Raw genomic sequence first — 17,993 nt, 5'->3', positions numbered from 1 at the left:
CATGATGGTGGACCCGCCCTTTTCGTGTCTTTGTGGTGAGCGTCAGCCCTCAAGCGCCCGGTATTGGAAGTTCCTGAACCGCACGTGGCCGGAGCCGGTGGCGAACAAGGCCGGCCGCAGGCTCAGGAGCTCGCCGGCCGTGTTGGTGTTGTAACCGGACATCTCGTGCCGAAGCCCGTGGCGGGTCCAGTTGACCCCATCGGTGCTGTAGTACTGCGTGACGATGTGTGCGTCATTGACAATGCGCAAGTGGATGGTTGACGAGGCAGGTGCAGGCTCCCGCCAGTAAGGAATATTGATTCCTGCGCGGTAGCTGCGGAGCCGGTCCCCATCGTGGCCCATCCCGCAGAACAACCGATCGCTGTAGTAGAGCAGCAGCCCGCCTTCGGCGCCACCGGAAAACTCAGCTTCAACAGAAACCTCGTAGCGTCGGTCCCCCACGATGCAGGTCAGCGGCGAGCTGTTGGAAGGATCGGTGCCGCTGGCTGCGAGAACCAAACCATCGTTCAACGAAACCCGCGAGTACTCATCTTTGGCAGGAGCGTGGAAGGACCACTGAATGCCAAAGCGCTCCTCTGCGAAGTCATCAGAAAGCTGCATTCCGTGGCTGGTTCCTCCCGCTGCCGAAACGCCTGGAACAGGCGCAGGCAACGGCTGAGACAGATCCCCGCCGGTCGCTCGCGGCCACCCGTCGCTGTCCCACTCGATGGGCTCCAGCAGAGTTTGGCGCCCCAAGGTGACGTAACCGTTTTCGTAACCGTGGTAAATACTCCACCATTGACCGCCCGGGCCCTCAAAAATCGTGGCGTGCCCTTTGCTCCACCACGGTTCCGAGGCATCCCAGGTACGGATGATGGGGTTGGCAGGGCAGTCTTCCCATGGTCCGTGAACCGAACGGGACCGGGCTACGGTGACCATGTGCCCGGTGGGCGGACCGGACGTGCCGCCCACCGCCGTCGTCAAGTAAAACCATTCGCCGCGCTTGGTGATTTTGGGTCCTTCCAGGGCGTAAGCCTCGGTCACCCAATCATCCGGGTAACGCCAGCCGTCATAGACATGCTCCAAGGGGCCGTCCGTGGACAAACCGTCCGCGCTCAGGCGGACGCGGCTGACACCGCTCAGGAAAAGGTAGCGGTTGCCGTCCTCGCCGACCACGTGGCCGGGATCGATGTGACCGGTGATTCCCAGATTGACCGGTTCGCTCCAAGGCCCGGACATGGAGTCGGCGTGGATGACGTAGATCTGTGCTGGAGCACTGGGATCAGGCGACACGGAGGTAGAAATAACGGGAACGTAGATGTAGTACCTGTCGCCCACTTTGCACATGTCGGCTGCAAAGACGTTGCCAATGGGGGTGGGCAATGCGGGACCCAAGGGTCGCCAATTGAGGAGATCCGTGGAGTGCCAAATTATCAGCCCTGGAGTGGACTCGAAGGACGAAAACGTCACGTAGTAATCATCACCGTCCCGAAGAATAGTGGGGTCCGGGTGGTCGCCGGCGAAAACCGGGTTAATATATGTCCCGTCTCCCAGATCGGCGTGACGTTGGCCCTCTGTGAGAACTTCAACCGAGCTCAAGATTTAACGCCTCCTGTAAAGCCTTGGATGAATTGCTTTTGTGCCACCAGGAAAAACGCCAGGATGGGGATCATGGAGATGATGATGGCTGCGAAGATCACGTTCCATTGGGAAACGCTCTCGCCAACGAAGTTGTAGATGACTACTGGCAGGGTGACTGCGTCTGAACCGTTAAGGAAGATCAGGCCCGTGAAGAAGTCGTTCCAGACGATGAGTCCGGTGAAGATCGCCACCGTACCTGTGGCCGGCGACAGCAGCGGAAAGATGATCTTCCGGAACACGGTGAAGCGGGAAGCACCATCAATCTGGGCGGCTTCCTCATAATCCCGAGCGATGCCATTGGTGAACCCCATGTACAGGAAGATGGAGATGGGCAGCAGTGCGCCTGCGTACATGATGATGGTGCCGGCATGTGTACCCACCAAGCCAACGTTTCGCATGCCCACGTAGATGGGGATGATAGCGGCCTGCGCGGGCAGCACCATGGTGACAAGGATGAGCCCCATGGCCACTTTGCTCAGCTTGCCGGTCCGGCGGCTCAGTGTGTAGGCGGAGATCGACCCAACAGCTACCAGCACCAACACGCTTCCAGCGGTGATGATAATACTGTTGAGCATGCCATCCATGAGTGTGGCTTGGCGGCCTCCTTGGAGGGCTTGACCGAAGGCATCCAGTGTCGGATTCGTGACCAGTTCCATCGCCGACGTTGTGAGGGCGTCGTTGCCGTTCTTGAAGGCCAGATTAATGAGGAAGTAGAACGGCAGCAGGAAGATGAGGGCCACCAGAATCAGGAGTGCCTCGCGGAGGAAGGTCTTCTTCGTGTAACGGAACATGGCTGGCTAACCTTTGGAATTGGTACGGAGGAGGAGGCGCTGGGCCACCGTGAGGATGATGATGATCACGGACATGACCAAGGCGAGTGCAGCACCAAAGCCGAAGCGGCCCATCACAAAGGTTTCCTTATAGATGGTCACTGCGAGCGTTTCCGAAGCCCCGTAGGGACCGCCGCCCGTCAGGGCCTGGATCTGGTCGAAGACGCGGAGACCGTTGATCAGCATGAGTGTCATGGCGATGACCACGGACGGCATGATGGCTGGCAGAACAACGTAGTTGAACCTTTGCCAAAGGCTTGCGCCATCGAGCGACGCTGCCTCTTCGAGTTCCGGAGATACGGTGGCCAGGCCTGCCAGGTACATGACCATGACCAGACCGACGTTCTGCCAGACCATGACGATGATGATCGCCGGCAGCACGGTTGATGGGTCGCCAAGCCATGTCCGCTGCAAGGATTCCAGCCCGATCGAGGCCAAGAACTCGTTGAGCGGTCCGTCTTGTTCGAAGATGAACTTCCAAATGTATGACGTCGCCAGCGAACTCAGCACCACCGGAGCGAAGATCAGCGTGCGGATGACATTGCGTGATTTCACGGTCCGGTTAAGGCCAAGGGCCAGCAACAAGCCGAGGACGTTCGTCAGCACCACGAAGGAAATACCAATGATGAAGGTGTTGATGAGCGCCGTGGTAGTCGGGCCACCTTCAGCTATTGCTGCGAAGTTATCCCAGCCGACAAACTGCCATTTACCGATGCCTTTCCAGTTGGTAAAAGCGAAGAATGCCCCAATAGCGCTCGGTGCGTAGTGGATGAGCACCAGGGCCAGCAGTGCAGGGGTAAACCACCACCAGGTGGCGAAGCGGCGCTCAGTACGGCGATGGTCGTTGCCGCTGCTCGGTTTGGAGGAGCGGGGCTGGCGCCCGGTGGCCCGGGCGCCCTCCGTCTTCTGCTCTAGTTGTGCGGTCATGGGATGTTCTTCCAATCAGAATTGCGTTGCCGTGGGCTAGGCGCCGCGGTCGTACTGCTCGTCCATGGTCTTCAGGACCTGGTCAGGCGTTGCCTGCCCGGTGAGGAGTCCTTGGATGCCGGTGCCCAGAGAGTCGTAGACGCCGCTGTTGGGCCAGAGGTAATTAGGCTGGGTGACGATCTTCTTCTCGGGCTCGGTGAAGTAGGGTTCCAGCAGGGGGAACTGCGCGGGTACTGTGCCCGAGACTGCCGCGGTAATCGAAACATTGCCGTTGGCTTTCGCCAGGGCGTCCTGGTTGGCGGGCTGGGCTAGGAACTCAAGGAACTTAAGGGTGGAGCCCTTGTGCTTGCCAGCCGCGTTGACGGCCAGAGCATTGCCGGGGCTCGCAATCAGCCTGGAGTCTTCGGCTTTCTCACCAGGGATCACTGACACGTCGAAGGATCCGTCCTTGACCTGTGCACGCAGGGCAGCCACAGCACCGGCCGGAGCAAATACGGCTGCTACCTTGCCTTGGGCAACGGACGGGAACAGCTGATCGAAACCGGCACCTGCTGCACCATCCTGGTAGCAGCCGGCGTCCTTGAACTTGACGATCTGCTCCAGCACCCTTTTCCAGTCAGAGTCAGCGAACGTGGTTTCTTTTTTTGCGCGCTTGGCATCCCACTGCGGATCTTTGGCGTAGACAAAGGACGCTGCAAGCTGCATTGCCTGAAGGCCTGTGTTGGCGCCGGAGGTTCCTGCGACGGCGAAGAACGATTTGCCGGCGGCCCGTGCTGTCTTGCACTGCTCCATGACTTCATCCAACGTGGTAGCTTGCTTGAGGCCAAGCTCCTTCAAGACCGCGGTGTTCTGCAGTTCCGTAATGGGCGCCAGGTCCGCCGGAACGGCAAAAATCTTGTCTTCGTCGTAGTACAGGTTCTTGGCGGAAGCGGGGATCGCGTCCGCGGCCCACTTCTGGTCAGTGAGTTCCTGCAGGTACCCAGCCTCCGCCAAAGAGGCAAAGGACTGATTGTTTCCACGGCCTGCAGTCACGTAGAAAATGTCAGGGGCGTTGCCGGCCTGGAGCTGAGTGCGCATGGTCTGCCCATGCTGATCGTTGGGCGATTCCACCAGCTTCACAGTGATGTTGGGGTTCTTCGCTTTGAAGGCGTCGATGAGTGCGAGGTAGGGATTTCCGGTGCCGCCGCCCGTGTAGGCCGGGGTGGCAAGGGTGATCTCAACAGGACCCGTTTCTTCGACTATGGGTTCGCTGCTGCTGGCGTCGCCTCCGCCGCAGGCGCTCAAAGCCAGTGCGGTCACGGACGCGAGCGCCGCGGCGGAGAGGAACCTCCGGCCTGCGGTGCTTGTTGCTTTCTTCATGGTGTGGCCTTTCATGACGTCGTTGTCCTGCTCGCCAGAGCGATCAGTGGATTCGAGCCTTGTGTCAGTTTGTGTTTCCTGGATCACAAGCTGGCTCCTGTCATTCAAGGTAGGTCAGGTCACAGCGGGCATGGAAATAGTTATCGTCTATGCTCACCATCTTCTCTCCGCATGCCTGTTTCCCCCCATGGTGCATTCACGCGTTTTAGGCTGATTTCAGACTTGGCGGCGAGAGCCGTCTCCCTCCAGTAAGGAAGCTCCAGTGCCCGACGATGTCACGCCCGCCCTTTCCCCAGATGCAGACGCCCTATTCCCGGGCTTCGTGGATCCGCCACTCTCCGCTCGTCCACGGGTTTGGTGGCACTGGATGGATGGAAATGTCGATGAAGACGGGATCGTCAAGGACCTCGAATGGTTGGCAGCTTCCGGTGCCGGCGGCGTTCAAGCGTTCACGGGGTCGATGGGTATCCCCCAGTTCACCCGTGAGCACGTAGCGTTCCGCTCACCGGAATGGCAGTCGGCCATCGCATGTGCCGCATCAACAGCTACAAGGCTCGGGCTCGAGTTGGCGATCGCGACCTCAGCAGGCTGGAGCGCCACAGGCGGCCCCTGGGTTGCCCCCGCCGCTGGAATGAAAAAGCTCGTCTGGAGTGCTACGCGTGTAACTGCCGGTCAGCCAGACCAGCCAACCTTGGCGGCACCGCCGTCGTCGTCGGGACCTTACCAAGACGTGCCCTTTGCGGCCCTTCGGAAGGATCCGATCGGGGTACCGAACTACTACGAAGACGTGGCTGTTGTGGCGTTCCCCCTGAGGGGCGGCCACTTTCCGGTGGAGCCGGATCGCCTAACCGCCAGCGGAATAGCCACCGGGGAGCGGGGTGCTGATTCGCTGACGGACAGCCGCTTTTGGCCGGCCCTGGACATCGCTTCTGACGACAATGCTCCTTGGGTCATGGCGGAGTTCCACGAGCCAACGTCCGTCTCTTCAGTGAGGGTTGGTCTACCGGTGCGTCATGGATTCGGGACGCCTCCCGCCCCACGGGCCCGACTCGAAGCCAGTGTTGACGGCGTGTCGTTCGACCTCGTGGCCGAGCTCCCGGCGTCGGCCTCGCCTGTTCGATCTGCGAGCTTTCCTGCCGTGACAGCAAGGAGTTTCCGACTCGTCCTTGAGTCCGGAGACAGCCCCAGCTTCCCGATTGCGCCTGGCATCAAACCCCTGCCCTTCACGGCCTCGTCAAGCACTCCAATTTTCAAAGTGTCCGCCTTTCAGCTGTTCTCCGGAGCACGGGTCACCCGCTCGGAGGAAAAGGCCGGGTATGCGCCCGTCCCGGACTACTACGCGCTTGACGGCGGTCCATGCCACCCGTCCGACGCGATCCGACCACAGGACGTCCTCGACGTCACGGAGTATCTGCTTCGGGATGGAACCCTGGAATGGATGCCTGACAGCGGAGAGTGGACCATTATGCGGTTTGGCTATTCGTTGACCGGCCATCTCAACGCCCCGGCGCCTGTTGTCGCTACCGGTTTGGAGGTGGATAAACTGGACGCGGAATTGGTCACGGAATACTTCGGGCATTACCTGGGCTTCTTCGAAGACGCTCTCGGCAGCGATTTGGAAGGCATTTCGGCACTCCTCAGTGACAGCATCGAATCGGGCCCGCAAAACTGGACTGGCGCCATGCGCAGCGAGTTCCGGAAGCGTCGCGGCTACGATCTACTGCCGTGGCTGCCCACCATCAGCGGCATGATCGTCGGCGATGCGGAGCAGAGTGATTCCTTCCTCTGGGACCTCCGGAAAACCATCTCCGAGCTCCTTGAGGAGAACCACTACGGGACCATCTCCACCATTGCGCGCGAGCGTGGCTTGACCTACTACGCCGAAGCGCTGGAGGATCATCGGCCACAGCTGGGTGACGACCTTGAAATGCGCTCCCACGCGGACGTCCCCATGGGAGCCATGTGGTGCTACGAGCCGGGCCAAGGACCCCAGGCCACCTACGTTGCGGATCTTCGAGGAGCCGCGGCTGTTTCCCACGTCTACGGAAAAGCAGCCACCGGCGCGGAGTCAATGAGCGCCTTCGGAAAACCATTCATCTATACACCCCGGAAACTTAAGCCCATCGTCGATATGGAGTTCGCCCTGGGTGTCAATCTCCTGAACATCCATACATCGCCCCATCAGCCAGAGACGGTTCCCAGGCCCGGGATCACCTTGTCTCCGTATCTGGGACAGTCTTTCACCCGCAACGAGACATGGGCGCATGCGGCAAAGCCATGGCTCGACTACATTGGCCGCTGCAGCTACCTGCTCCAGCAGGGCACCTACGCCGCCGATATCGCCTACTTCTACGGCGAGGAAGCTCCCGTCACGGGAGTTTTCGGCGACACGGTACCCGAAGTTCCTGAGGGGCATGGCTTCGACTTCATCAACCTTGACGGCCTGCTTCATCACCTCACTGTCACGCCCGACGGCGGTCTGCGCACCACGGGCGGCACTACGTACCGGTTGCTGTATCTCGGCGGTTCCAGCCACCGGATGACGTTGGCTGCCGTCCGGCGCATCACGGAATTGCTCGACGCCGGAGCCACCGTTGCAGGTTGGCGTCCCCAAAGCTCGCCCAGCCACAGCGACCATCCCGTTGAGTGGGCTGCCGCCGTCGAGAATCTATGGGGCGGAGGTCCTGGCCTGCTGGACCTTACCGGGGTGGAACGTGCAGATGGGGTTGCCACCGCCCTTGCGAGGGCAGGCGTGGGGCCCGACTGGTCGATGAGCGCATCAGACGCCGCGGTGCTTCCAGTCATCCACCGTCAGCTCCCGGACGCGGAGCTCTACTTCGTCAGTAACCAACGTGATTGGCCGGAAAAGATCGCTGCATCGTTCCGGGTCGAGGGAACAGCGGCGGAAGTCTGGGACCCGGTCCAGGGTGCCCGCTCCTCCGTTAGTGTGCGCGCGGAAGCCGGCCGGGCCGCCGTCGACCTTCAGCTCGAACCGTTCGGCTCAGCCTTCATTCTTGTCTCGCGGACAGACGGGGCCGCCGCCTCTGTAAGTAATCAGCGCAAAAGCATCGCCGCGGAGCATGTACTGGAGGGCCCGTGGGAAGTGACCTTCGACGGTGACGGCCAGTCTCCGTCGCCTCTCACCCTGGATCGCGTTGCGCCGTGGGCCGGGCCGGGCGCCGGCCAGCATACGAATGACGTCACGTACTTTTCCGGGACCGCGACGTACCGTCACGTGTTCTCTGGTGACCACGTACTGCCGGGATCGAAAGAACGGATGATGTTGGACCTCGGCGACGTCCGCGATCTCGCCGAGGTACGCCTGAACGGAGAGCTTCTGGGAACTCTTTGGACGCATCCCTTCAGAATGGACGTCATCTCTGCCGTCCGAGCCGGCAAGAACACGCTCGAGGTCGCGGTAACGAATTCATGGTGGAACCGTCTCGCTGGCGATGCCGCGGAAGGCAATACTGCACGGCCGGGGGCTGGCATCTTTGAAGCCCGCGCTGAGGCCCTGTCTTCCGGACTTCACGGCCCGGTTCGATTAGTCACAGTGGACGACTAGACACGCCCGGGCAACAAGTACGCCGCTACCATGGCGGAAAGATTGTGGAGCATCTCGTCCCAATCATCTTGCTCGGTGCGCGGCGATGAATGCCCCAGCCCCAGGTGACGGGCGAGGACGTCGTAGGAGAAGGTGAAGGCCCAGTACCGTTTCCTCGCGGACGCTTCGGGGACTTTAGGCCCAAACTTCTGGAGGGCGTCGTCGAACAGTGCTCCCAGCTGCGAGTGGGAAGCGGCGCCGCGCTCCGAGAGGGCTCTGTCCTCCACTGCGTAAAACATTAATGCCCTGAGGACGGCTGCCTCTGATTCCAGTACGGTGGCAAGGCGCGACACGACGTCGCCGACGAGCTTCTCCGGCTGACCCGTGAGTTGACCTTCGTCGGCATCGAAAAGCCCGGCAGAATGAGCGTCCATGCGGTCCATGACTCTTTCATGGACCGCATGGATGAGTTGGCTTTTGCCCTTGAACCTGGAATATATGGTCCCTGTGGTAACTCCCGCGCGGGATGCCACCTCCGCCAAGCTGAAGTCTCCTGCGCCCCGCGCGGAGAGGACATCTTCCGCAGCATCCAACAGCTTGGCTTCAGACTGCCTGCTGCGTTCTTGCTGCGGAACTTTCCTGCCCGCTCCAACCGCGTCCATGGGACTCCCTGTTTCGTAAGACCTAGTTCAAGAGTTCCGCGGGCGTCTGCCACTCAGCCGGGGGCTTCCAGTCTCCAAGCGGCGGCGTGGGAACGGGATCGCCGGCATCGTTGCGTGACGGCTGTGTGGGGTCGCAGAATTCGCGGAACTCCTTGATTTTCCCATCCTCCAAGCGGAAAGCCATGATGTAGTGGTTCGCGGCGTTTACTGGCTCATGTCCTTCTATCCGGATGACGCCTCTGCCGTCGCACTCAACCCAGAATTGGTCATCGTGCTGTGTGTCGAAGATTTGCACACCGCTCCAAGTCCAGTCCGTGAAGATTTGGCGGTTGCGGGTGAAGTTGTAGCTGATCTCCCTGATGCCTTCCATGTCGATGGGGTGACCCATCGAGGTCCACGGAAGCTCCTTCCGACCGTCCGCGGCGAAGAGGGCTGCCCGCTGAAGTCCGGAAGTCACGAAGAATCGTTCCACGGTTCGTCGGTTGACTCCTTTGATGTTGCTGTCGGCCATACTGGCTCCTCCTTGAGCTGTTCCATCGTCCAAACCATAACCATAATTATGATTATGGTTAATGTAGTGTCTGCCAGACTGGCCGTCAAGAATCGCGCCTAGCTTGGATCCTTATGGTCCGCCAGGTGCTGCTCAGGCATGAAGACAGATAGCAACACCCCGGCAGCGAAGATGCATGCCAGAAGCCCGAAGGTCGGAAGGAACGCATCGGTGTAGATGGTGGCCACGCCTGACTGAAGCGCTGGAGGCAGCTGTTGAACGGCGTGGGGATCAGTGATCATTGACGGCGGCAACCCAAGTTTGTTCTCCGCCGAGCCCCGCGCGAGCATCGTCGCGAAGAGTCCGCCGAAGACCGCGGTGCCTACCGTGACACCAAGTTCACGAAGATAACCAAGAGAGGCAGTCACGCTTCCCACCACCGAATGCGGCATCGCGTTTTGCGCTGCCACAACGGTGATTTGCATGAAGCTGCCCACGGCCAGTCCCAGGAGCGCCAGCAGAATCCCGACCACCGGCAGCGGCGTGCCGGGCTGGAGGAACCTCAGGCAGATGGCCACAGCAGCAGCAAGGGCCGAGCCGGCAAGAGGGAAGATCTTGAACCTGCCGGTGCGGCTAACGATCCAGCCCGTGAGGTTGGTTGAGACCATCATTCCCAGAACCATGGGGAGGAGGATCATCCCCGCTACCGAGGCCGACGTCGAGTAGACCATCTGCACGTAGCTGGGGAGGTAGGCGACCACACTGAACAGGCCGGCCCCGATGACCAACCCCAAGCCGGCCGCATTAACCACAGGCCAACTCCGGAACATCCTCATGGGGATCAAGGCATGCTTGGAACGGATCTCGACCACCACGAAGAGCACCCCTGAAACAGCCGCCAGCGCACCGAGGGCTAAAAGAATCCCGGTTGGAATTCCCGATTCAGTGGATAGCGAGATCACAGCGACCAAAGAGCAGGTGAATATCACCATGAGCAGGGTTCCGGCCCAATCCACGCCACCGACGCCACGGCTGGATTTCAAGCGACGGAGGGAAAACGCCATTGCAAGGGCCAACAGGCCAACGGGAATGTTGATCCAGAAAACCCACCGCCAGCCGACCGTGTCAGTAATGGCACCGCCAGCCAATGGGCTGATCACTGTAGCCACCCCAAAGACCGAACCCAAAGGCCCCAGGTACTTGGCCCGCTGCCGGGGCGGAACGAGGTCGGCGATGATCGCCGGCGGCAGCACAGCCAATCCTGCGCCGCCCAGCCCCTGCATGCCACGGAACAGCGAGAGCTGAATCATGTCCTGGGCAAAGCCGCACAGCACGGATGACCCGAGGAAAATCGTGAGGGCGACCATGAGAAGGGCGGGGCGGCCATATCGGTCCCCCAACCGCCCGTAGACGGGCATGCCGATTGTCATAGCCAAGGTGTACGCCGTGATAATCCAGGCCATATGGCGGGCACCATCCAATTCGCCCACCACTGTCGGCAGGGCCGTGGCAACGATCGTATGGTCCAAAGCACCCAGCAGGACGATGATCAGCAGAGCTGCATAGATTGTGCCCACACGGACTTTCGATCCCGGCTGAACGTCCGGAAGCGGCAGGCCCGCCCGCCGGCCCGGCGCCGAATATTCGTCAATCGGAGGCTCACCTCCCGCGGGATCGGAGCTGGCTAGTGGGGACAAGTTTGAACGGCGCACCGCAACCTCGTTCTGGGAGAGTCAACAACATTGACTCGACACCGGCCAGATGCGCGTCCGGAGGAACGTTCACCCCGGCCGACGGGCCATGAAGCCCCGGTATCCCAACGAACCTATCACCGGCGCAGTCCTCAGGGTGCAGCAATGCAGCATCGGAATTAGCGATAGCCCGCATACTTTGGAACTATTTCCACACCCGCCTCTCCCCGGCGTTTACTGGAGGAAATCTCAACGAAGAGGAGAGCAAAACGATGACCCAGAGCATCCGAGCTTCCGCTGCCGAAACGCAGGAAACCAGCCCCGAAAATGCCGCGTGGTTCCGCTACGTCCTCGGCCAGTACCCCACCGGCGTCACCCTGATTACGGCTGCAATCGGCGACGATGAACCCGCAGGAATGGTGGTGGGAACGTTCAGTTCCGTGTCACTGGATCCACCCTTGGTAGCGTTCATGCCCGACGTCCGTTCCACGAGTTGGCCCAAAATCCGGGAAACCGGTTCTTTCTGCGCGAACGTCCTCACTGCTGGACAGCAGGATGTCTGCCGAGCGTTCTCCCGTAAAGCCGAGGACCGCTTCAGCGCCAACCAGTGGGGTGACACCCCCTCCGGGAGCCCCAGACTTGAGGGTGCAGCCGCTTGGATCGACTGCGACATCGAAGACGTGATCCGCTCCGGCGACCACGACATCGTCATTGGTCGGGTCAAAGCACTCGGTGTCGGGTCCTCCAGGGAGTTGCCCCTGCTGTTCCTCCGCGGTGGCTACGGTTCCTTCACCATTCCCTCCATCGTTTCTCCGGCTACCGCACTGACCAGGCACGTCAAGGCCGCCGACGCCGCGCGTCCGGTCATTGAAGCGCTTGCAGATGAACTAAAGCTCGAAGTCCTGGTAAGCGGCGTCGTTGACGATTCCGTCGTCGTGCTCACCGCCGCCGGCGTCGACAGCTCCCCCGGAGGTTCACCATCACGCGTGGGAGTCTCCTTTGGTCTTGCCGCTCCGCTGGCTCCGCTCTACGTAGCCTGGGCAGGCGAGGCTGCCGAGAAGCGTTGGGTCGACAACGCCCGGGACGTCGTTGGCGATGTTGACGCCGGACTGGCGCATGCAGAACTCGAGCATGTGCGAGCCGCGGGCTACGCAGTCTCCGTGGATGTGGGCGCAGCAGCTGAGTTCGAACGAATCGTGCATATCCCCAGCGACACGGCAGCGCCCGATCTCAGCGGTGTACTTCCCCTTCTCATCGACAGGGCTGCATCATCCGGACCGGCGTCCCTGGACGATCCCGCTGGGGTGACTTCCCTGCACGCCCCGGTCTTCGATGCCCAGGGACAGGTTGCAGTGACTCTTACACTCAACGGATTCTCAGGAGATGAATCCTTGGCGCGCCTGGAGGAGTGCCGCGACAGGTTGCTGGCTTCGGCCAAGGCAATCTCCGAAACGATCGGAGGTACTCCCCCTAGTCCAGCGTCCTAGCTCAAAGCTGCTCTTGACCGGGGGTGTGGCGCGTTTCATAATTAGTATCAGTATTCTAATTCGAATTTGGAGAATCACATGGTCAACCTTCTGACTGCCGACCTCAACCTCCTGGTTGCCTTGGACGCCCTACTGGTAGAACGCAACGTCACGCGAGCAGGCGCCAGGATCGGCATCAGTCAGCCGGCCATGAGCTCGTCCTTGCAGCGGCTTCGCAGGCAGTTCGATGATGAGTTACTGACGCGCGTCGGCTCCTCCTATGAGCTCACGCCTCTGGCGCAGGTCCTCAAGGAAGACGTCGCCCAGATCCTCCGCATGGTGGAGCGGACGTTTGATGCGCAGGCCGTCTTTGATCCAGCGTTATCGAGCCGGAGCTTCCGGATCGTCACTTCGGACTACTGCCTTACAGCCATCTCGGGGAAATTGATGGCAATGCTTCAAGAGGAAGCACCGGGGGTTCAGGTTCACTTCGATGCCGTCACGCCCCAGGCGGTTGAGCGCATCAAGGAGACCCTTCAGTCCGCTGATCTCATGCTCATCCCCAAAGGTCATTTTTCCGGCTTCCCACACACCGAGTTGTTTACCGATAACTGGGTGTGCGTCACAGGAGCGTCGTCACCGGAAAGGACGCTGACCGTCGAGGAAATGCGGGACGCACGCTGGGCGAGGCTCTTCGGGGCCGAGGTTGATTCAACGTTGGCCGACCGCAGGGTCTATGACCTCCAACTGGGCGAGAAGACGGACATCATTGTTGACAGCTTCCTGATGCTGCCCTTCGCCGTGACGGGAACAGCCCGCCTGGCCCTCGTCCAGGAAAGGCTCGCACGGATGCTCGCCTCCGTGGCCGGCGTCAGGATCATGCAGCTACCCATCAGCCTTCCCACCTTGGTGGAATGTGCCTGGTGGCACCCCTCCAAGACCGCAGACCCCGGGCATCAGTGGTTCCGCCGGTTGGTAGCGCGCGCCGCGGCTCAACTGGACACCGAGGCCATCGACAGCCCTGTAACACCACCATCAGAAAAACCCGAGGCAGAGCGATCCTCCGAGCCGCAGACGGCTCAACACGTTCTTGCCTGACACAAAACACTTCAGGAGTTCCCATGCATTTCTCTTTGTTCCTCACTTCCCGTTCCCGCGGCCCCGAAGAAGACCGCCCCGTCATGCAGGCCATGGTGGAGCACGCAGTGGATGCCGAGCAGAAGGGATTCGATGCCGTCTTCCTTCCCGACCACCACTTCACCGGGTACGCTCCTCCAGCCAGCGACCCATTCGTCTTTGCTGCCTACCTCGCCGGTAAGCTCGACCGGATGCACTTCGGGTTCTCCGTCCAGACCCTTGCTCTCCACCACCCTGTCCGTTTCGCGGAACGCCTTGCACTGCTGGACCAGTTGACCGATGGCAAGCTGCTGGTGGGCGTGGGCAGCGGAACCACGCCTGAAGAGATGATCGGCTTCGGGGTGAATTACCAGGACAGCTCACGCCTGGCCAATGAGAACCTGGAAATCGCAGAGCGGCTGTGGGCCAAGAAGCCCGGCGACGAGCCGGTGATGTTCGACAACGGCCACTACCGAGGCGCTGTTGTTTCCCGCATAGTCCCCGCTCCATACACCAAGCCTGAACCGCGCGTCATGTCCGTTGCTGCGCGTCCTTCCAGTGTTGAACGCGCCGCCAAGAACGCACAGCCCGCCTTCATCCTGGCCTTCACGCCTCCAGTGATTGACAGCGGAAACGCCTACGAAGAAGTGAAGAAGAACTTCAGCATTTACCGCAACGCCCTGGAAGCGGCCGGCCACTCGGACGAGGCCGTCAAGGCTGCCCTTGAGTGGACCACCCACTCATACCAGCACGTGCACATTGCCGAAACGGACGAGCAAGCGGCCGTCGAGATGGACATCATCCTTGAGCAGTATCAGGAGACGGTTGAACGCGAGCACGCTGCCAACAAGGCTGCCGAGCAGATCAGCGGGGTAGATTTGCGCCCGACGCCGGACGCGCGCACTGAGGGCTACAAGGGAACCTGGTGCCTCTACGGCAGCCCGGAAACCGTCGCCGCTGAGCTTCAAAAGTACGCCGACCTTGGCATTGGCAATGTCCTCATGGCGGTCATGGGCGGCCCGCTCACCGAAGAACGCCGCCGCTTTACAGCTCAAACGATGCGACTCTTCTCCGAGCGCGTTCAGCCGCTGATGCGGGCTTCCGAGACTGCCGCCGAAGATGACAAAGTTGCGGCCCTATGACCGCCGGAGCCGCCACAGGCGAACAAACTGAGGCACGGGGTCCGGAATCCGGCACCGAGCCGGACCTCACTGGAGCAGAACTCACCGGCGGCCTGAACGGCTGGAGCACTGCGGCAAGCACAGCCGCCGGCGTTGAGGAAATGGTCCTGCTGGACGGACCTCTTGGCATCGTCAGCAAGGCCATGGACGAACGGGACACCTCACTGATCATGCCGTCCGGGACAGCTCTTGGCGCCACCTGGAACCCGGAGTTGATCTCGGAAGTAGGCCAAGTCATCGGTCAGCAAGGTGTGGAGCGTGGAGTCTCAGCCATCCTTGGACCCAATCTGAACATGCCGCGGTCTCCGCTCACAGGCCGGGGTTTCGAAATGTTCTCCGAGGATCCCTTCCTGACGGGCGTGCTGGGCGCGGCATGGATTGAGGGAGTCCAATCGCAAGGAGTGGGCTCCTGCACCAAACACGTTGTAGCAAACGACACAGAAACTGAACGACGCCGCATGAACTCCCGTGTGGAACAGGCCACCCTGCGCGAAACTTACCTGAGGCCGTTCGAGACTGCTGTCCGATCAGCCAACCCGTGGATGCTGATGATGGCGTACAACCGTGTCAACGGCACGCACTGCTCGCAGAACGCGGAACTGATCAGCGTCTTGAAGGATGAATGGAACTACGACGGCGTCGTCGTCTCCGACTGGTACGGCGTGGACGACACCATCGAAGCTGCCAATGCCGGGCTGGACCTTGAAATGCCCGGACCCGCCACATACCTCGGTGCCCGTTTTGCGGCGGCAGTTGCCGCTGGTGACGTTGCGCAACCGCGCCTGCGTGACGCCGTCCAACGTGTCACTCGGCTGGCGGATCGAACAGGGCGCCGCTCCGGCGGCACTGCACCAGCCCCCGCTCACCTTCGCAGTCAGGAAGAGCAAAGGGACGTCCTTCGCCGGGCCGCCAGCGAGTCGTTCGTGCTGCTAGAAAACAAGGACGACGCCCTGCCCTTGGACATGTCGGGGATCCGGACGCTGGCCGTCGTGGGGCCCAATGCTCAGAAACCGTGTTTCCAAGGCGGAACGTTTGCCACCGTCCGCCCTGAAGGTGAGGTGGTCACGCCGCTGGACGCCATCCGCGAAGCAGCAGGACCCGGCGTTGAGGTTCTCTACGAACCCGGCGCCGCGCCGTCGTCGGCCCTGTCCCTGACGGATCTGGGCAGCACAGCACCCGACGGCACGCCCGGCGTCCTTTTGGAGGTCCTCTCCGCCGGAGACGCGGAAGACGTCCTCTACAGCGAAGTGCGCAAGGCGTCAGCGTTTGTCTGGTTCGGTCCCGTCCCAGGTCTTGGGTCCGGCGTGCCCGGCCGCGCCCGCATCACAGCGCACTTCGACCTGCCCTCCGCGGCACGGTGGTCGTTAGGTGCCGGCGGAACCGGCGTTAGCTCCCTTCGGGTGGCTGGCACGGAAGTCTTGGTGGTTCCTCCGCCCGCACCCGATGACGTCATGGGTGTAGTTGCCCGTGCGGACACACAGCATATCGACCTGGACATGCCCGCCGGAAGAGTTGAGGTGGTTATCGATATGGCCTTCCAACCTGGGCGCGTGCAAGCCATCACCGCCGTCGCAACGCCCGAACAAGTCACCGACCCCTTGGCTGCAGCGGTGGACCTCGCGGCCCGTGCCGACACCGTCGTGATCGTCGTTGGCGATCAGCAGGGATCATCACGTGAAAGCGCGGACCGCACGACGGCGGCACTCGACCCTGCCAGCAACCGCTTGGTTGATGCGGTGACTGAGGTAGCGACGGAAACAATTGTGGTGGTCAACGCCTCAAGAGCGGTGCTCCTGCCGTGGGCAGAGAAGGTCAAGGCTGTGCTCATGGTTTGGTTCCCCGGGCAGGAATTCGGCCCGGCCTTGGCCTCACTCCTGACGGGCAATACTGCCCCTTCAGGTCGACTTCCGGTGTCATTCCCCCTTCAGAATGAAGATATTCCTGGATGGGGCACCGGACTGGATGCAGAACTCACCCTGGACTACGCAGCCAGCGAACCCATGGGGTACCGGCATTTTCAAGCTGCAGAACGGAAACCTCGTTATGCCTTTGGCTACGGCCTCGGCTACACCACGTTTGAGTTGGAGGACGCCGTGGCCTCCGTTGGCTCCACCCGCAGGGGACCTGCCAGCGATGGCTTCAGCGATGTAACCGTGCGGGCAACCGTCAGCAACAGAGGCGGCACGGAAGGGCGGGACGTCGTCCAGGCCTACACCAAGGCGCCGGGTGAGACGGATTTTAGGCTGGCCGGCTTCACTGCCCTCAAGGTGGACATAGGCGAGACAAGAGAGGCAAAGATTGCCTTGGACCCCCTCGGGTTCAGGCGATGGAACTCCTCGGAAACGGAATGGGTGGTCCCAACCGGGGAATGGGAGGTTCGTGTGTCCCGGAGTGCCTCCGACGAGGGAATCCTCTGTAGGATCGCGTTGTGACCCTTCCGGAGACCAAGTCCCGCGAACCTAAGCAGGCCAGGAGCCGCCAGTCGTTTGAGAAAACGATCGAGGCGGCCCTGGCCCTGCTTGAAGAGCGGGGCAACGATGAATTCACGCTTGCCGACGTCAGCGCTCGCTCAGGTGTATCCATTGGGTCCATCTATGCGCGTTTCGAAGGCAAGGATGACCTCGTCAGTGTTGCCCATGGCCGCAAGATGGACGACATCGACGCCGTCTCCAACCACTTGTTCGAGCCTCTTCCGTCCCATCCCGAGCACGGGCTGGAAGCCGTGGTCCGAGAGGCCATGGACAAAACCATCGAAGTCCTCAGGCGGTACGCCGACATTCTGCGACCCTTCATGCTCCGAGCGACGAACGATGAAACCATCTCGCAACGCGGGGCAGCTTCGCATGCAGTGCTCGCAGGCAATTTTGCTGCGGTGCTCCGAAAATGGCCTGGCGGCTACCTGGGACAGGACGAGATCGACTGGTGCTTCAACGTGGCGTACAGCGTCATCGCCCGAAGACTGGGCCTTGGCAGCACTGTGGAAGGCAGCGGCAAACGGGAGTGGCCGGAAATCTCGGAAAAGCTGTCCGGCATGGTGGCGGCCTACCTTGTGTCCAGCATGGAAGCCCCTTCAGGTACGGCATAACTTTCAGCAATACCGGCTATCC

The 17,993-nt window shown here is 61.2% G+C and carries 13 protein-coding genes; 6 read left to right on the top strand and 7 right to left on the bottom strand.

Features of this window, described 5'->3' with window-relative positions:
• Positions 1–42: 42 nt before the first annotated feature.
• Genes KCX59_RS09815 through KCX59_RS09800 form a run of 4 tightly spaced genes read right to left on the bottom strand, consistent with a single transcriptional unit; the run spans position 43 to position 4,823 of the window.
• On the bottom strand, positions 43–1,578 hold the full coding sequence (locus tag KCX59_RS09815; RefSeq protein ID WP_179017309.1) for a family 43 glycosylhydrolase: 1,536 nt from the start codon (positions 1,576–1,578) through the stop codon (positions 43–45).
• Positions 1,575–2,411: a carbohydrate ABC transporter permease gene (locus KCX59_RS09810; RefSeq protein ID WP_179017310.1), complete on the bottom strand. Its 837-nt coding sequence runs from the start codon at positions 2,409–2,411 to the stop codon at positions 1,575–1,577. The genes KCX59_RS09815 and KCX59_RS09810 overlap by 4 nt, the downstream gene beginning before the upstream one ends.
• Positions 2,412–2,417: 6 nt before the next feature.
• Entirely contained in the window at positions 2,418–3,377 is a 960-nt protein-coding gene (locus tag KCX59_RS09805; RefSeq protein WP_179017311.1) for a carbohydrate ABC transporter permease, read from the bottom strand.
• Positions 3,378–3,413: 36 nt separating this feature from the next.
• Positions 3,414–4,823: an ABC transporter substrate-binding protein gene (locus KCX59_RS09800; RefSeq protein WP_179017312.1), complete on the bottom strand. Its 1,410-nt coding sequence runs from the start codon at positions 4,821–4,823 to the stop codon at positions 3,414–3,416.
• 175 nt (positions 4,824–4,998) lie between these two features.
• Between KCX59_RS09800 and KCX59_RS09795 the strand changes: the two genes are divergently transcribed.
• Positions 4,999–8,301, top strand: a complete 3,303-nt coding sequence (locus KCX59_RS09795) for a glycosyl hydrolase (protein ID WP_179017313.1) — start codon at positions 4,999–5,001, stop codon at positions 8,299–8,301.
• Here the strand turns inward: KCX59_RS09795 and KCX59_RS09790 are convergent.
• The 3 genes from KCX59_RS09790 to KCX59_RS09780 all read right to left on the bottom strand — a co-directional run bounded on the left by KCX59_RS09790 (position 8,298) and on the right by KCX59_RS09780 (position 11,009).
• On the bottom strand, positions 8,298–8,942 hold the full coding sequence (locus KCX59_RS09790; RefSeq protein ID WP_179017314.1) for a TetR/AcrR family transcriptional regulator: 645 nt from the start codon (positions 8,940–8,942) through the stop codon (positions 8,298–8,300). The two genes, KCX59_RS09795 and KCX59_RS09790, sit on opposite strands and share 4 nt — an antisense overlap.
• 22 nt (positions 8,943–8,964) lie before the next feature.
• Positions 8,965–9,453, bottom strand: coding sequence for a PhzA/PhzB family protein (locus KCX59_RS09785; protein WP_179017315.1), 489 nt, complete (start codon positions 9,451–9,453; stop codon positions 8,965–8,967).
• A gap of 98 nt (positions 9,454–9,551) precedes the next feature.
• Positions 9,552–11,009 (bottom strand): MFS transporter, encoded by a 1,458-nt coding sequence (locus KCX59_RS09780; protein WP_179017316.1) that lies wholly within the window; start codon positions 11,007–11,009, stop codon positions 9,552–9,554.
• A gap of 386 nt (positions 11,010–11,395) precedes the next feature.
• On the opposite strand from KCX59_RS09780, the gene KCX59_RS09775 reads away from it, so the two are divergent.
• The 5 genes from KCX59_RS09775 (at position 11,396) to KCX59_RS09755 (ending at position 17,971) form a co-directional block, all read left to right on the top strand.
• Positions 11,396–12,610, top strand: a complete 1,215-nt coding sequence (locus KCX59_RS09775; protein ID WP_179017317.1) for a flavin reductase — start codon at positions 11,396–11,398, stop codon at positions 12,608–12,610.
• 78 nt (positions 12,611–12,688) lie between these two features.
• Positions 12,689–13,687, top strand: coding sequence for a LysR family transcriptional regulator (locus KCX59_RS09770; RefSeq protein ID WP_179017318.1), 999 nt, complete (start codon positions 12,689–12,691; stop codon positions 13,685–13,687).
• A gap of 23 nt (positions 13,688–13,710) precedes the next feature.
• On the top strand, positions 13,711–14,847 hold the full coding sequence (locus tag KCX59_RS09765; protein WP_179017319.1) for an LLM class flavin-dependent oxidoreductase: 1,137 nt from the start codon (positions 13,711–13,713) through the stop codon (positions 14,845–14,847).
• Complete coding sequence (locus tag KCX59_RS09760) at positions 14,844–17,318, top strand: beta-glucosidase family protein (RefSeq protein ID WP_179017320.1); 2,475 nt, start codon at positions 14,844–14,846, stop codon at positions 17,316–17,318. Before KCX59_RS09765 ends, KCX59_RS09760 begins: the two co-directional genes overlap by 4 nt.
• A complete protein-coding gene (locus KCX59_RS09755) occupies positions 17,315–17,971 on the top strand; it encodes a TetR/AcrR family transcriptional regulator (protein WP_179017321.1) in 657 nt (218 codons plus the stop codon). Before KCX59_RS09760 ends, KCX59_RS09755 begins: the two co-directional genes overlap by 4 nt.
• Positions 17,972–17,993 lie beyond the last annotated feature (22 nt).

The organism is Paenarthrobacter nitroguajacolicus (genome assembly GCF_051027655.1).
GTDB lineage: Bacteria > Actinomycetota > Actinomycetes > Actinomycetales > Micrococcaceae > Arthrobacter > Arthrobacter nitroguajacolicus.
Note: the sequence above shows the minus strand (reverse complement) of the source record. Positions and strands in the feature narration are given on the sequence as shown.

What these genes read in the sequence shown, in the direction of transcription:
- KCX59_RS09810 (WP_179017310.1), bottom strand. Translation starts at nt 2,411, where the DNA reads ATGTTCCGTTACACGAAGAAGACCTTCCTCCGCGAGGCACTCCTGATT.
- KCX59_RS09805 (WP_179017311.1), bottom strand. Translation starts at nt 3,377, where the DNA reads ATGACCGCACAACTAGAGCAGAAGACGGAGGGCGCCCGGGCCACCGGG.
- KCX59_RS09790 (WP_179017314.1), bottom strand. Translation starts at nt 8,942, where the DNA reads ATGGACGCGGTTGGAGCGGGCAGGAAAGTTCCGCAGCAAGAACGCAGC.
- KCX59_RS09785 (WP_179017315.1), bottom strand. Translation starts at nt 9,453, where the DNA reads ATGGCCGACAGCAACATCAAAGGAGTCAACCGACGAACCGTGGAACGA.
- KCX59_RS09775 (WP_179017317.1), top strand. Translation starts at nt 11,396, where the DNA reads ATGACCCAGAGCATCCGAGCTTCCGCTGCCGAAACGCAGGAAACCAGC.
- KCX59_RS09770 (WP_179017318.1), top strand. Translation starts at nt 12,689, where the DNA reads ATGGTCAACCTTCTGACTGCCGACCTCAACCTCCTGGTTGCCTTGGAC.
- KCX59_RS09765 (WP_179017319.1), top strand. Translation starts at nt 13,711, where the DNA reads ATGCATTTCTCTTTGTTCCTCACTTCCCGTTCCCGCGGCCCCGAAGAA.
- KCX59_RS09760 (WP_179017320.1), top strand. Translation starts at nt 14,844, where the DNA reads ATGACCGCCGGAGCCGCCACAGGCGAACAAACTGAGGCACGGGGTCCG.